The 13,469-nt window shown below is 67.0% G+C and carries 12 protein-coding genes; 4 read left to right on the top strand and 8 right to left on the bottom strand.

Features of this window, described 5'->3' with window-relative positions:
* The first annotated feature begins 51 nt into the window (after positions 1 to 51).
* The 3 genes from METLW4_RS0104950 to METLW4_RS0104960 all read left to right on the top strand — a co-directional run bounded on the left by METLW4_RS0104950 (position 52) and on the right by METLW4_RS0104960 (position 3,496).
* A complete protein-coding gene (locus METLW4_RS0104950; protein WP_018265098.1) occupies positions 52 to 435 on the top strand; it encodes a thioredoxin family protein in 384 nt (127 codons plus the stop codon).
* Positions 435 to 1,163: a cytochrome c biogenesis CcdA family protein gene (locus tag METLW4_RS0104955; protein WP_018265099.1), complete on the top strand. Its 729-nt coding sequence runs from the start codon at positions 435 to 437 to the stop codon at positions 1,161 to 1,163. Before METLW4_RS0104950 ends, METLW4_RS0104955 begins: the two co-directional genes overlap by 1 nt.
* An 80-nt stretch (positions 1,164 to 1,243) precedes the next feature.
* Positions 1,244 to 3,496 (top strand): ComEC/Rec2 family competence protein, encoded by a 2,253-nt coding sequence (locus tag METLW4_RS0104960; protein ID WP_245258409.1) that lies wholly within the window; start codon positions 1,244 to 1,246, stop codon positions 3,494 to 3,496.
* Between the two features lies 1 nt (position 3,497).
* On the opposite strand, the gene METLW4_RS0104965 is transcribed toward METLW4_RS0104960, so the two are convergent.
* The 8 genes from METLW4_RS0104965 to METLW4_RS0105000 all read right to left on the bottom strand — a co-directional run bounded on the left by METLW4_RS0104965 (position 3,498) and on the right by METLW4_RS0105000 (position 11,024).
* Positions 3,498 to 4,376 carry a WcbI family polysaccharide biosynthesis putative acetyltransferase gene (locus tag METLW4_RS0104965; protein WP_018265101.1) on the bottom strand — a complete coding sequence of 293 codons (879 nt, stop codon included), beginning with the start codon at positions 4,374 to 4,376 and terminating at the stop codon, positions 3,498 to 3,500.
* 1 nt (position 4,377) lies between these two features.
* Entirely contained in the window at positions 4,378 to 5,424 is a 1,047-nt protein-coding gene (locus METLW4_RS0104970; RefSeq protein ID WP_018265102.1) for a GSCFA domain-containing protein, read from the bottom strand.
* A 210-nt stretch (positions 5,425 to 5,634) separates the two neighbouring features.
* Positions 5,635 to 6,549, bottom strand: coding sequence for a DUF2865 domain-containing protein (locus METLW4_RS0104975; RefSeq protein ID WP_018265103.1), 915 nt, complete (start codon positions 6,547 to 6,549; stop codon positions 5,635 to 5,637).
* A 93-nt stretch (positions 6,550 to 6,642) separates the two neighbouring features.
* Positions 6,643 to 7,041, bottom strand: a complete 399-nt coding sequence (locus METLW4_RS0104980) for a response regulator (RefSeq protein ID WP_018265104.1) — start codon at positions 7,039 to 7,041, stop codon at positions 6,643 to 6,645.
* 69 nt (positions 7,042 to 7,110) lie between these two features.
* On the bottom strand, positions 7,111 to 7,485 hold the full coding sequence (locus tag METLW4_RS0104985) for a DUF423 domain-containing protein (protein WP_018265105.1): 375 nt from the start codon (positions 7,483 to 7,485) through the stop codon (positions 7,111 to 7,113).
* Between the two features lie 200 nt (positions 7,486 to 7,685).
* Positions 7,686 to 9,203 (bottom strand): undecaprenyl-phosphate glucose phosphotransferase, encoded by a 1,518-nt coding sequence (locus METLW4_RS0104990; protein WP_018265106.1) that lies wholly within the window; start codon positions 9,201 to 9,203, stop codon positions 7,686 to 7,688.
* Between the two features lie 16 nt (positions 9,204 to 9,219).
* Positions 9,220 to 10,449, bottom strand: coding sequence for a glycosyltransferase family 4 protein (locus tag METLW4_RS0104995; RefSeq protein WP_018265107.1), 1,230 nt, complete (start codon positions 10,447 to 10,449; stop codon positions 9,220 to 9,222).
* A gap of 8 nt (positions 10,450 to 10,457) precedes the next feature.
* The gene (locus tag METLW4_RS0105000) at positions 10,458 to 11,024 is read right to left on the bottom strand and encodes a polysaccharide biosynthesis/export family protein (protein WP_018265108.1); all 567 of its coding nucleotides are present in this window, start codon (positions 11,022 to 11,024) and stop codon (positions 10,458 to 10,460) included.
* Between the two features lie 189 nt (positions 11,025 to 11,213).
* Here METLW4_RS0105000 and METLW4_RS0105005 point away from each other — a divergent pair, with 189 nt between their 5' ends.
* Entirely contained in the window at positions 11,214 to 13,469 is a 2,256-nt protein-coding gene (locus tag METLW4_RS0105005; RefSeq protein ID WP_018265109.1) for an exopolysaccharide transport family protein, read from the top strand.

Consider the following 13,469-nt stretch of genomic DNA (forward strand, 5'->3'; position numbering starts at 1 on the left):
CGCCGCCCTTCTTTCCGCGCTTTTGCGGGCTCCGAAACAGAGGTTTTCGCTATGACGCTTCGCTTCGCTTCCGTGCTTTTCTCCGCCGCGCTCCTCGCCACGCCGCTTTTTGCCGCCGAGAAGCACGCCTTCACGCCGCAAGGCTTCGAGGCGGCGCAGACCGCCGGCAAGCCTATTCTCGTCGAGATTCACGCGCCTTGGTGCCCCACCTGCAAGGCGCAGCAGCCGATCCTCGAAAAGCTCGAGAAGGACGCCAAATTCGACGCTCTGCAGGTGTTCCATGTCGATTTCGACAGCCAGAAGGACGCGGTGCGCGATTTCCACGCGACGACGCAGAGCACGCTGATCGTCTTCAAAGGCAAGAGCGAGACCGGCCGCTCGGTCGGCGACACCGGCGCCGCCTCCATCGCCGCTCTGCTCGACAAAGCGTTGTGATGACGCTCGATCTCGCGGGAGCGAGCCTCGCCTTTCTGGCGGGGCTCTTTTCCACCCTCTCGCCTTGCGTGCTGCCGCTGCTGCCGATCATTCTCGGCGCAGCGGGCTCCGAGCACAAGCTCGGGCCGGCGGCGCTGGCGCTCGGCGTCGCCAGCTCCTTCGTCGCCATCGGCCTGTTTCTGGCGCTCCTCGGCTTCGGGGCCGGCATAGATGGCGACAGCCTGCGCTTCGGCGCGGCGCTGCTGATGGTGGCGCTGGGCGTGCTGCTGGCGGCGCCGGCTCTGCAAGTGAGGATCGCCGCCGCCGGCGGTCCGCTCGCCGATTGGATCGAGCGCCGCTTCTCCGGCTTCTCGACCCATGGGCTGCGCGGCCAATTGGCGCTCGGCCTGCTGCTCGGCGCGGTGTGGAGCCCCTGCGCCGGGCCGACGCTCGGCGCGGCCTCGCTGCTCGCCGCGCAGGGCCAGAATCTCGGCCAGGTCGGGCTGGTGATGGCGTTCTTCGGCCTCGGGGCGGGCCTGCCCTTGATCGCACTCGGCGCCGTCTCGCGGAGCGTTTCGATGCGGCTGCGGAATTCGCTGCTCGTGGGCGGCAAATGGGGCAAGGGCGCGCTCGGCGCGGCGCTCGCCTCCATCGGCTTGTTGATCGCCACCGGGCTGGACAAGCCGCTGGAGGCGGCGCTGGTCTCCGCCTCGCCGGAATGGCTGACCGGCCTGACGACGCGTTTTTGAGCGTCGCGGCGCTCGCGCGCTCGGCGGTTTCCGATATAGCATGAGCGAGACTTTGCTCGCTGCGATATTCGAGGCCTTTGGTGAGTTGGAGCGCGAAAGCCGTCGCCGGCGCGGCCGATCGGGCGCGGGGCGTCATCCGCCCCGCCTCGTCGGCCGCTTTCGCGTCGCTCGCCGCCGCCGCCCGCGCCGCGCTGGAAGAAGAGATCGCGCTGCGGCGGCCGTTTCTGTGGCTGCCCGTCGCGTCCGGCGCCGGCGTCCTTCTCTATTTCGCGGCCGATCGCGAGCCCTCGTTTGCCGGCTCGGCGGCGGGAGTCGTCATTCTGGCGGCGCTGTCCTTTCTTTTGCGCGCGCATCGGGCGGGCGCGCTGCTTCTGCTGCTCGCCTGTCTCTCGGCGGGCTTCTTCGCGGCTGTCTGGCGTGCCGCGCGCGTCGATGCGCCGATCGTCTCACGCGCCGGCGTCGGCTTTCTCACCGGCTTCGTCGAGGAGCTGGACCCGCGCCCCAATGGCGCGCGCTTCATTCTGCGCATCGCCAGCGCGGAAGGACTGCCCAATGACGTCGCGCCCTTTCGCGTTCGGCTGACGACGCGAGGCGAGGCGAAATTTTCGGCCGGCGATTTCATCGCGCTGAAGGCGCGCGTGCTGCCGCCGGCCCATGCCGCTCTGCCGGGCGGCTATGATTTCTCGCGCGACGCATATTTCGCCGGCCTCGGCGGCGTCGGCAATGCGCTCGGCCGCATCGACGTCTTGCCGCCGCCCGATCCTGCGCCAATGTCGCTGCGCTTCTTCGCCGCTGTCGATCGGCTGCGCAATGCGCTGGCGGCGCGGGTCTATCGCGCGCTCGGCGGCGACACCGGCGCCATCGCCGCCGCAATGGTGACGGGCAAGCGTGATTTTCTGGGCGAAGAGGCGAAAGAGCTGATCCGCCGCGCCGGCATATTCCACATCATCACGATATCCGGCGTGCAGATGACGCTCGTCGCCGGCATTTTCTTCGTCGGGCTGCGACGGCTGCTGGCGCTCTCGCGCACGCTGGCGTTGAATTATCCGATCAAGAAATGGGCGGCCGGCGTCGCCATCATCGGCGCCGTTCTCTACGATATCGGCGCCGGCTCGCGCGTCGGCACGGAGCGCGCGCTCATCATGACGACGATCATGCTGATCGCCGTTCTTTTCGATCGGCCGTCGCTGTCCATGCGCAATCTGGCGCTGGCGGTCTTCGTTATCGTCGCCTTCCAGCCGGAGGCGCTGCTCGGGGCCAGCTTTCAGCTCTCCTTCGCCGCGGTGGCGGCGCTGGTCGCCGTCTATGAGGCGCGCGGCGCGCTCATCGAGCGTCGGCGCGAGCCGCCCGCCTTCGGCCGAACGCCGACGCGCTTCATGCGCTGGCGCGAGAATATGAGCGAGCTATTGCTGCGCGGACCGGCGGCGCCGATCTTCGCGACTCTCTGCGCCACATCGGCGACGGCCTCCTTCATGGCGGACGATTTTCACGAATTGAGCCCCTATGTGCTGATCGGCAATCCGCTGACGCTCGCCATCATCGAATTCTTCGCCGTGCCGGGGGCGCTGCTCGGCGCCTTTCTGTATCCTCTCGGCCTCGACGGTCCGGTGTGGCGCTATGTCGGCTTCGGCATCGATCTCGTCACCGCCATCGCGCGACTCATCGGCGCCGCGCCCGGAGCCAGCCTGCCGGTGAAGAGCTTCGCGCCTTTCGCGATTATTTTCCTGTCGCTCGCGGTGCTCTCGCTCGTGCTGTGGCGGACATGGCTGTTCCGGGCGATGGCCATTCCCTTCGCCATGCTCGGCCTCTTCGGCGCGGCGAGCGGAGAGGGCTTCGATCTCGCCGTCGCGCCCGGCGGCGACGCCGCGGCGCTGCGCCTGCCCTCGGGCGAGCTGGCGCTGCTCGGCCGCGGAAAGCTCTCCTTCGTCGGCGAGCAATGGCTGCGCGCCGACGCCGACGCCAGAGCGCCTGCCGACGCCCGCGGCGGCGTCTCCTGTGACGATCTCGGCTGCGTGGCCAAGGCGATCGACGGCCGCGCCGTCGCGCTGACGACGGACCGCAAGGCGCTGATCGAGGATTGCGCCCGCGCGGCGATCGTCATCGCGCCCTTCTATGCGCCGGAGGGCTGCGGCGCGCCGATCCTGCTCGATCGCCGCAAGCTCGCCGAGACCGGCGCGGCGACGCTGCGCTTTGTCGGCGAGCGAGTGGAATGGCGGACCGCCCGCGCCCCGGGCGAGGACCGCCCCTGGTCGCGTGCGCCGAGGCGGAGGGCGGCGAGCGCGTCGCCTTCCGGCGCGGAGCCGCCCCTCGAGGAGGAGGAGCGGCTGAATTGAATCAGACGCTCTCCAGCGTCTTCGCGCATTCGGCGATGAAGGGCACGGACTTCCAGGCGTCGTCCATTCTGCCGAGAGATTCGAAGATGCTGTCGATCACGCCGGACAAGGACATTTCGCGCGGCGCGTATTGGGGCTGCTTGAGCCAAGTGAAGCCGCCCTCGAAGCCGAAACGACGCGCGATTTCGGGATAGACGGGCCATACTTCCGAGACAGCGAGCCTATCGGGCTGTGTCCGGCGCAGCGACTCGGAGCGAGCGAAGGCCTCTTCGTCGAGAAAGCGCCCCTTCAGCGCGTTCCGAGCAATGTCGACCAGAACGAAGCTGCGAGGGTGGTGGCAGATATAGAAGAAATCGCGCTGCGTTTCCCAATAATCGAACGCATCTTCAAGCCCAATTCCATATTTGCCGAATTCGGCGACGAGGCGGTTTTTGTCGGTCTTATACAGGTCGAAATAGCCGAGCTTCTCATAGACGTCTTCACGAAAGAGCGCCTGCGTTTCCTCCGCGGTCTTGCCGATCGCCCGTGCGCCGAGCGCGATCAGAGAGGTCTGCGTGTGCGGCGCGCCTTCGCTGAACGGTCCCCAAAAGCCATCCAGGATCGCGACGTCTGGATGCAGGCCACGGAAATACAGCTCTGGAATGATCACGCGTTCGGCGTTCGGATTGAGCGCGCTCGCCAGACGGAGCCCGTCGAGCGGCCAGCCGATATAGAGATCGCACTCTTTGAGATATTTCTCGAACTCGGGCTTCTCGCCGGTCTCGAGCCATCGTTCCGCCTCGTTGAAGCCGGCGGCCTTGATCGTCCAATCGGGGAACAGCGTCTGGACCACCTCGTAATAGGTGGAGGTCGCGCAATTCGAAACAATGATGACCTTCATCTCAGAACCCTATGTTCGTGCCGTATTTCTCTTCGTCGCAGATGATGCGGCCCGCATAGGACTGGTCCAGCACGCCGCTCGCGGCGGCCGGCTTCGCCGGCGGGGCGACAGGCTCCGACGTCTGGCCGAAATAGGCGGCCTCGAAGACGCGCATGACATGGGAGACGCCGATTTCGGGCACGGTGCGCTTATTGCTGTCGTAATATTTTCCATTGTTGAAATGGCTGGAGATAATCTCGTAGGACGGGAAATAATAGACGTTCTCGACAGAGCTCTCGACGCTGCCGCAGACGGCGCGCAGCACCGACTTGCTGTAGACGGTCGCCGACAAGACATGCTCATCGGTGTAGGTCGCCGTGAGCGGCACCGGCGAGACGGTCAGAATGACGCGCGCGCCCGGATTGATCTTGCGCAGCCCGGCCAGGAACTCCTCGAGATCGGCCTTGACCTCCTCATAGGAATAGCGATGGAAGAGGGCGGCGGAGGCCTGCGGATCATCCGTCGCGACGCCGGGATGAATGGGCAGAACGAACTGGCCGTCCGGCGTCGTCCAGCCCTCGATGAGTCCGAGCGTGAAGACGAACACGGTGCAATCGGCAAACACGCGGCGCACCGCCTCGAGATGCGCGCGCCGGGCGGCGGCGACATCCTCCGCGCTCGCGAAGCCTTCCGTATAGGTCGTCGGACGAAAAGCGTCGACCAGGCGTCCGTCAGGACGCGGCAGCGCCAGCGGCGGCAGGCTCAGCTGGCCGGTGGCCTCGAGCAGAAGCTGGCGAAGCTGGGCGACCGTGTAGATATTGCCATAGCGCGCCGAGAACACCGGCTGATCGGCGGGGCTCGCCTCGGTCTGCAGGAAGCGGACGCCCGGCATCGCCTCTATGTAGCGGGACACATGCTGCGCGAAGCAGCTGCCCGCGGTCGCTATGCGGTCTTCCTCGCCGATGAGGAATTTCTTGTGCGGGATCGGGCTGACATCCTCGGGAGCGAGGTCGGCGACAGCCGTGCGCCAGAATTGGGAAGGCCCCTTCGTCGCATATGGATTGCCCATCGGATCACCTCATGAAAGTCGTGGCGACCCGGTCGTCCTTCGGCGCCGCGAATAGCCGACGTTCGAAAGAGATGAAGGCGAGGGCCGCCGCTGCGCATCGTCCCGACTTGTGCGGTGCAATGGGCATATCGACAGCGGAGGACGAAGGCAAGCCCGCCGTCGGGCTCGCCTTTTTTCATTCCGCTCGTCGCTGGTCGGCCGGGGGAGGGATTAGTCGCGCGGCTCGCGTCCGCCGGAGGATTGGCTGCGGCGCTCGCTCACCGGCCGCGCGGCGCGGCGCTCGACGCTCGGCCGGCCATGCTTGCTGGCGCGCTCCAGCGCCGCGAGGCGGCGGCGGACGGGCTCATCGAGATCGGGAGAACGGGCGAGGGGGCGGAAGTCGTTCTTGGAATAAGGATAGCGGCTGGCGCCATGGAAGATCTCGACGCCGTGAGTCGTCATCACGGCGTCGCCGCGCCGCAGCGTCGGGTCGAGATAGATCGCCTCGATCGAGCTCTCATTGGTCTGGCCGGCGTGGCAGGAGCATTCCTTGTCCTTCTCGCCTTCGTTCTTGCGCTGCAGGGAGGCCATCAGACGCGCATAGGTCGCGCCGCCGCGCGCCGCTACGGCGTCCTCCATCTTGTCGGAGCCGCCGCGCATCACATAGAGAGTCGTGCGCGCGCCGGGGCAGAGGCGTCCGCAGGCGCGCTGGTGGCTCGCCGTGTCATTGGCGCTCGAATAGAGGCCGACGGGGAAGAAATAGCCGTCGCATTCGCGCACGCAGTAGGAGCGTCCGCCGGCCGCGGTCTCCGTATAGACGGAGCGCTCCGGCTCGCCGCCGCCGCCGCCGTGGGAGGCTCTGCGCGTGGGCTCGCCTCGGCGCTCTCGCGGGACATAGACGCGACGCTCCTGCTGGGCGGCGCCATGGCGCCGGGCGTGGCCGTGGCGGCGATAGCTCGGATAGGCGCCGGCGCCATAGTCCGAATAGCCGCCGCCTCCGCCGCCGCCGAACAATTGCTGGAAGAAATCCTGGGCGAATGCGGAAGAAGGCTCGAGCGCCGCTATGAGAAAGGCGAGGATCAGGCCGCCGACAGCGGCGAGGCGACGTCGGGAGCACTCCCGCTCGCCGCTTTTACGCGAAGACATGACGCGGCACCTGTTTTGACGCAACTCCCCCTTAGATGGAGCGTGATCGCAAGAGACAAGCCGTCCGGTCCTCGGTATCTCGCCGTCTGCGTCTCAGGCGTCCTGCGCGGCGCGGCGCGACGCCGTGAGAAGAGCGGCGATCAGCGCCTCGGTGCGGAAGGGCTTTTCGACGATCGGGCGCGCGGCGTGGGCCGAAGGGAGGGCCGAGCGCCCATAGCCGGTCGCGAAGACGAAAGGGACGCCCATGGCCGCGAGGCGATCGGCGACCGGCTCCACGCTCTCGGCGCCGATGCGAAGATCGAGCAGGGCGACGTCGAATTGCGCCTCGGCGATGTCCCGCAACGCGACGGCGACGGTCTGGGCCGAGGCCACGACGCGGAAGCCATGCTCGGCGAGCGTCTCCTCGAGCGCGAGCGCGATCAGCGGCTCGTCCTCGACGACGAGCACGCGCCGACCGAGCGCCGCCTCCGCGCTCCAATGTTCTGTCCCCATCTCGGCCCCCACGCTCGCGAGGGTGGGGTCGATTCCAGGCTTCTGTCCAGAGCGGGAAAGCGCGGGCCGCTACCGCGCCCGCAGCGCGGCGAGCGCCCAGATCGCCAGCGCCAGCCAGCTTCCGATCGTCAGCGAGCCGCCGATGGGCGCCGCGTAAGGAAACAGCCGATCGCCCGTGAAGCTGCGGGCGGCGAGGTCGCCGGAAAACAGCGCGACGCCGGCGATGAGCGCGAAGCTCGCGCCGCCGAGCCAGCGCGCGAGCGGGGGCTTTGTCGCCAGCAGCGCGCCGAGGCCGAGCGCCGCCGCCGCATGGATCATCAGGAAACGACTCGCCGTCTCGAGATTGGCGGCGTTGGAAATATGCGCGCTCGCGGCTGCGAGCGCGACGCCCGCAGCGCCCGAGAGCGCGGCGAGAAAGACGATGAGAAGGCTCGGGCGCTGCATTAGATACTCGTTATAAATATAAGCAGAATAACGATAATCCTGCTCATGTTGCTGTTCTGGATGAGGTCTCTGGCCGCAGGGCTCGCGATTCGCGGCGAAGGCCAGGATAGGCTTTGGAGAGCGAGCCTGAAGGCTCGCGGTCCAGGAAGCGTTTCGGACCGCGAGCCTTCAGGCTCGCATATCTCGCTCGGCGCGGCCTCTCAGTAGGCGTTCTCGGTCTTCAGCAGCGCGATCGGCGTCAGCGCGAGAATATAGATATCGAGCAGGATCGACCAGTTCTCTATGTAGTAGAGATCGCATTCGACGCGTTTCTGGATCTTCTCGGGCGTGTCGGTCTCGCCGCGCCAGCCATTGATCTGCGCCCAGCCGGTGAGGCCGGGCTTGACGCGATGGCGGGCGAAATAGCCGTCGACGACCTCGTCATAGAGATGCTCGGCGGCGCGCGCATGCATGGCGTGGGGGCGGGGGCCGACCAGCGACAGATTGCCCTGGAACACGACATTGAACAGCTGCGGCAGCTCGTCCAGCGAGGTCTTGCGGATGAAGCGGCCGACGCGGGTCACGCGCGGATCGCCCTTGGTGACGAGCTTGGCCGCGGCGGGATCGAGCTTGTCCGCATACATGGAGCGGAATTTATAGACCTCGATCTTCTCATTGTTGAAGCCGTAGCGCGTCTGGCGGAACAGCACCGGGCCGCGCGAATCGAGCTTGATGGCGAGCGCCACCGCGGCCATCACGGGCGCGAAGAGCAAAAGGCACAGCGCGCCGACGATCTTGTCGAAGGCGGATTTGATGAGCACGTCCCAATCGGCGATCGGCTTGTCGAAGACGTCGAGAACCGGGACATTGCCGATGTAGGAGTAAGAGCGCGGGCGAAAGCGCAGCTTATTGGTGTGCGCCGCGAGCCGAATGTCGATCGGCAGCACCCAGAGCTTGCGCAGCATTTGCAATAGGCGCGTCTCGGCCGAGATGGGCAGGGTGAAGATCACGAGATCGAGCCGCGTGTGGCGCGCGAATTCGACGAGATCGTCGATCGTCCCGAGCTTGGGATAGCCGGCGACGACATCCGGCGAGCGATCGTCACGGCGATCGTCGAAGACGCCCAATATGCGCAGATCGCTGTCCTGCTGCGAGGCGGCGAGCGCGCGCAGCACGGGCTCGGCGGCCGGGCCGCCGCCGACGACGACGGTGCGGCGGTCGAGCTTGCCCTGCTGCGTCAGCGAGCGCACCACGGCGGCGACGGCGAAGCGCTCCGCCGCGAGCACGGCGAGACCGCCCGCGTACCAGCCGAGCAGCCAGACGCGCGACAGAGCGTTGTCGAGCTTCAGGAAGAAGATCGCCGCGAGCGCCGCGAGAAAGACGAGGGTCCAGCCGCCGGCGAGCTTGAGCCCCTGGCCGATGGGCGTGCGAAAAGCGGCGGGCGTGTAGAGATCGAGCGCCTGCCAGGCGACGACCGCGAGCAGCGCCATTCCGGGAATGACGATGAAATATTCGAAGCCATAGCCATAGCCGGGCGCGACATGCAGCCGATGCACGGCGAAGCCGGTCGCGGTGATCAGCGCGAATTCGAGAATGCGGACGAGGCCCGCCAGCACGACCGGCGAATAGGCGGGAATCGGCCGCGCGTCGGCGGAGATTTCCGCCAGCCGCGAGGCGGCGCGACTATCGTCATTGGCCGGCGCGGCCGCTTTGATGTCGCGTAGGGCGAAAGCACACATGACGTCACTCCACTCATCAGGCCCGCTGCGGCAGAACGGCCTCCGCGGCGCTGCGATGTCCGGCGGCCTCGAGCGCTTCGCGATATCCGCGCAGCACGGCCTCGACCATTGCAGTCAAAGAGAAATTTTCTGCTACTCGTTCAGCGAGCTGGCCGGCGGCGCGCCTTTGCGCCTCCTCGTCCATGCCGCTCGCGGCGATCATTGCGCGCGCCAGCGCCGCCGGATCGTCGCTCTCGACGAGACGATCCGCATGCTCGCCGAAAATCTCTGGAATGCCGCCGACATTGGTGGCGATCAGCGGCGTTCGCGCGGCGATGGCCTCGAGCACGATATAGGGAAGCGACTCGGCCCGGCTCGGCACCACCAATATGCGCCCCAGCCGCAGCGCCTCGCGCGCCGGCATGGGCGGCGCGAAGGAGAGACGCTCGCTCACGCCGAGCCTCTCGGCGCAGGCGCGCAGAGCCGCTTCGTCCGGCCCGGAGCCGACGAGGGCGAGCCGCGGCGCTTCGCCGGTCGCGTCGCGAATGAGCGACAGCGCCTCGATCAGCGTGTCCACGCCTTTGAAGCGGCGCCATTCGCCGACATAGAGAAAATCCGCCGCTCCGGCGATCGGCGTAATCGGCTCGAGCTCCTCCGGCCGCAGCCCATTGGGCACGACGCGAGTCGCCGCGCGGGAGAAGCCGATCGCTCTCGCGAAGCGCTCTTGCGCATAGGCGCTCTCGAAGGGAATGAAATCGGTGACGCGCTCCAGCGCCTTCTCCACCGAGAGATAGAGACGATTGACGAGCGCGTCGGGATCGTAATGGAGGCTGCCGCCATGCGGCGTGTAGACGCGAATATGCGGATGCGGCAGCGTCGGAAACAAGGGCAGCAGCGCCGGCAGGCGCGCATAGAGCCCGCCCTTGGCGCCGTGGCCATGCACGACATCGGGCGCGAGCCGCTTGAGCGCCATGGCGATGCGAAAGGCGACGATCGGATCGCTCCAGCTCGGCAGCCGGCGCATGCACAGACGCGTGACGCCGAGTTCCAGCGAGGGCTCGAGCATGCGCAGCGTCGCCTCCGCGCGCTCGCCGCCGGTGGAGGAATCGGCGATGACGCCGACCGCATGTCCGCGCGCCGCCTGGGCGCCGGCGAGATCGACGACATGACGAAAGAGCCCGCCGATCGGCGCGCGCATCACATGCACGATGCGCAGCCGTCCGGGGCTCTCGTCGTCGCTCGTCAGGCTCTGCCGGTTCTCGCGCATCTTTCTTCTTAGAAAATCCGTTCGCGAACAGTGATCGTGTCTCCTGGCCGGACCGCCTGCAGCAAAGGCACGCGGCCGGTGACTGGAACGCCGCCGTAGTCGCGCGTCAAATCGACCTCGCCTTGATAGCCGCGCGGGTTGAAGCCGCCGGCTATGGCGATCGCCTTCTGCACGGTGAGACCCTCGACGAAAGGATATTGTCCGGCGCTCATCACTTCTCCGAGCACGAAGAAGGGACGATACGCCTCGACTTCCACCGAGACGCGAGGATCGCGGACGAATCCGTTGCGCAAACGTGCGGCGATTTCATGTTGCAGCGCCTGGGTCGTGAGGCCGGCCGCCGGAACGATGCCGATGAGCGGCATCGAAATATGGCCGGAGCCGTCGACCGTGTAGCTGTTGGAGATCGCATCCTGGCCGAAGACGATCACGCGAAGCCGATCGCCTGCCGCGAGCGTGTAGGGCTCCTCGGTCGAGGAGGTCAAAAGCTCTGGAACATAGGCGCCCGGCAGGGCGCATCCCGACAATGTCGCGCACATCATCAGCCAGAACAGGAGAAAGCCATATCTCGGCATTTAGAATCTCGGGCTCGAGGAACAGCTAAAGAACGTGTCCCGGGGAAATTTTTTAACGGTTCATGGTTAACAAAGCCTGATCGCCGCGGGCCGCTTCGTCGCCTCTTCAATGGCGCCGTCTCGCCGCGGTTAACCCTGCGGAAACCATAATCTCGGTACAAGGTCCGAGCGCCAATTGGAGTTCGCGAGATGAATTTCGGCCACCCTCACGATGACGCGAGGAGCCCCCGGGGCGAGACGGGACGCGCGATCTCGCGCGAGATCCCGCAGGCGGAGGCCTCGACCGGCGAGATCGATCTCGGGCAGATCGCCGGCGCCTTGTCGCGCCGCCGCCGCATCGTGATCGGCGTGACGCTGGCCGCTTTTCTCGGCTCGCTCGTCTTCGTCAATGTCGTCAAGCCGCGCTACACGGCCGAGGCGCGCGTCCTGCTCGAGAATCAAGAGAGCTATCTGACACGCGCCGACAAGGAGCGCTCCGATCCCGCCGCGGCGCCCGACGCCGAAGCCGTGCAGAGCCAGATTCAAATGCTCACCTCGCGCGATCTCGCGCGGCGCGTGCTGAAATCGCTGGACCTGCAAGGCAATTCCGAATTCGATCCGATCGCCAATGGTCTCGGGCTCGGCACGAAGATCGGCGTGATGCTGGGACTGACGCGCGATCCTTCCAAGCTCGCGCCGGAAGAGCGCATGCTGGACGCCTATTTCGACAAGCTGCTCGTGCTGTCTCCGACCAAGACGCGCGTGCTGCAGATCGAATTTTCCGCGCGCGATCCCGATCTCGCGGCGCACGCCGCCAACGCCATCGCTTCCTTCTATATAGACATTCAGCGTGAGGCGAAGCGCGAGAACGCTCGCGACGCCGCGCAATCGCTGAGCCCGCTGGTCGCCGATCTGCGCGAGCGGCTCGGCCGGGCCGAGGCCAAGGTGGAGGCCTTCCGCTCGCGTTCCGGCCTCTTCGCCGGCACGAATAATATGACGATCGCCACGCAGCAGCTCGGCGACCTCACCAATCAGCTCTCCATCTCGCGCACCGCGCAGGCCGACGCCGAGGCCAAAGCGAGGCTGGTGCGCGACATGCTGCGGCAAAATCGCGTGGGAGAAATTCCCGACGTCGCCAATAATGAGATGATCCGCCGCATCGGCGAGCAGCGCGTGTCGCTGCGCGCTCAGCTCGCGCTCGAATCGCGCACGCTGCTGCCCGGCCATCCGCGCATAAAGGAGCTGCAGGCGCAGCTCGCCGATCTCGACGCCGATTGGCGCCGCGCCGCCGAGCGCACCGCGCGCACATTGGAGAATGAGGCGCATATCGCCTCCGCGCGCGTCGAGAATCTCTCTCGCGCGATGGACGAGCAGAAACGCGTCGCCGGCGCCGCGGGCGCGGATGAGGTGCAGCTGCGCGAGCTCGAGCGCGCCGCGCGCGTGCTCAAGGATCAGCTCGAGGCGGATTCGGCCAAATATCAGGAAGCGCTGGCGCGCGAGGGTCCGAAGGCTTCGCCCGCCGATGCGCGCGTCATTCAGCGCGCCGTCGCGCCGCCAATTCCCTCCTTCCCGAAAAAGGTTCCGATCACCGCCTTTGCGACGATCGCCGCCTTTATTCTATCCGCGGGATCGATCGTCGCGATCGAGCTGCTGAGCGGCCGCGCGCGCGTCGCGGCGCCGCTTCCGGTCCCGCGCCTCGAGGAGCGCGACGACGCGGAGCTGGAGGCGCCGCCAAAGGCGCGCATCGCCTCCGATCGGCGCGAGCCGACCTTTGTGGAGCCCGAAGAAGAAGAGGAGCAGGCGCCGCCTCCGAAGATGGCGAGCTTCGCCGCCGAGCCACGGACGCGCCTAGCGCCCTCGCGCACGCCCAAGCTCGAGAGCAGATCGACGCGCGCCTATCGATCCAGCGTCGTCGGAAAGATCGACGCGGCGCGCATGGCGACGCTCTCGGTGAAAGTTCTGCTGGTCGGCTGCGCCGACGCCGAGCATAGTTTCGACAACGCGGTGACATTGTCGCGCGCATTGGCGCGGCGCGGCCTCGCCATTATCGTCGCGGCCGATGCGCAGGAGCGCGGCGAGCTCTATGATCGGCTGATCCCCGATGTCGATCGCGCCCGGCCGCTCGGCCTCGCCGATCTTTCGAGCGGAGCCGCGACCTTCGCCGAGGCCATTCATCGCGACGCGGATTCGCGTTTGCATGTGATGCCGGGCGGCCGCGCCGCGGCGGAATATGATCAGGACGCCGAGCCCGTGCTGGAAGCGCTGGCGCAGACCTATGATTTCATCGTCTTCGCCACGCGCGATTATGATCGCGCCATGTTCCTCGCGCCGTCATTCGATATCGTTCTGGTGAGCGGCTCCGAGCGCGCGGCCGAGGCGGTCATCGACGAGCTGGCGCAAGCGGGCGTCAGCGACGCCTTCCTGCTCGAGGACGAGACCGCTTCCGCCGACGCTTCGGCCGCGTAA

This window comes from Methylosinus sp. LW4, assembly GCF_000379125.1.
Classification (GTDB): domain Bacteria; phylum Pseudomonadota; class Alphaproteobacteria; order Rhizobiales; family Beijerinckiaceae; genus Methylosinus.

What these genes read in the sequence shown, in the direction of transcription:
- METLW4_RS0104950 (WP_018265098.1), top strand. Translation starts at nt 52, where the DNA reads ATGACGCTTCGCTTCGCTTCCGTGCTTTTCTCCGCCGCGCTCCTCGCC.
- METLW4_RS0104955 (WP_018265099.1), top strand. Translation starts at nt 435, where the DNA reads ATGACGCTCGATCTCGCGGGAGCGAGCCTCGCCTTTCTGGCGGGGCTC.
- METLW4_RS0104965 (WP_018265101.1), bottom strand. Translation starts at nt 4,376, where the DNA reads ATGAAGGTCATCATTGTTTCGAATTGCGCGACCTCCACCTATTACGAG.
- METLW4_RS0104970 (WP_018265102.1), bottom strand. Translation starts at nt 5,424, where the DNA reads ATGGGCAATCCATATGCGACGAAGGGGCCTTCCCAATTCTGGCGCACG.
- METLW4_RS0104975 (WP_018265103.1), bottom strand. Translation starts at nt 6,549, where the DNA reads ATGTCTTCGCGTAAAAGCGGCGAGCGGGAGTGCTCCCGACGTCGCCTC.
- METLW4_RS0104980 (WP_018265104.1), bottom strand. Translation starts at nt 7,041, where the DNA reads ATGGGGACAGAACATTGGAGCGCGGAGGCGGCGCTCGGTCGGCGCGTG.
- METLW4_RS0104985 (WP_018265105.1), bottom strand. Translation starts at nt 7,485, where the DNA reads ATGCAGCGCCCGAGCCTTCTCATCGTCTTTCTCGCCGCGCTCTCGGGC.
- METLW4_RS0104990 (WP_018265106.1), bottom strand. Translation starts at nt 9,203, where the DNA reads ATGTGTGCTTTCGCCCTACGCGACATCAAAGCGGCCGCGCCGGCCAAT.
- METLW4_RS0104995 (WP_018265107.1), bottom strand. Translation starts at nt 10,449, where the DNA reads ATGCGCGAGAACCGGCAGAGCCTGACGAGCGACGACGAGAGCCCCGGA.
- METLW4_RS0105000 (WP_018265108.1), bottom strand. Translation starts at nt 11,024, where the DNA reads ATGCCGAGATATGGCTTTCTCCTGTTCTGGCTGATGATGTGCGCGACA.
- METLW4_RS0105005 (WP_018265109.1), top strand. Translation starts at nt 11,214, where the DNA reads ATGAATTTCGGCCACCCTCACGATGACGCGAGGAGCCCCCGGGGCGAG.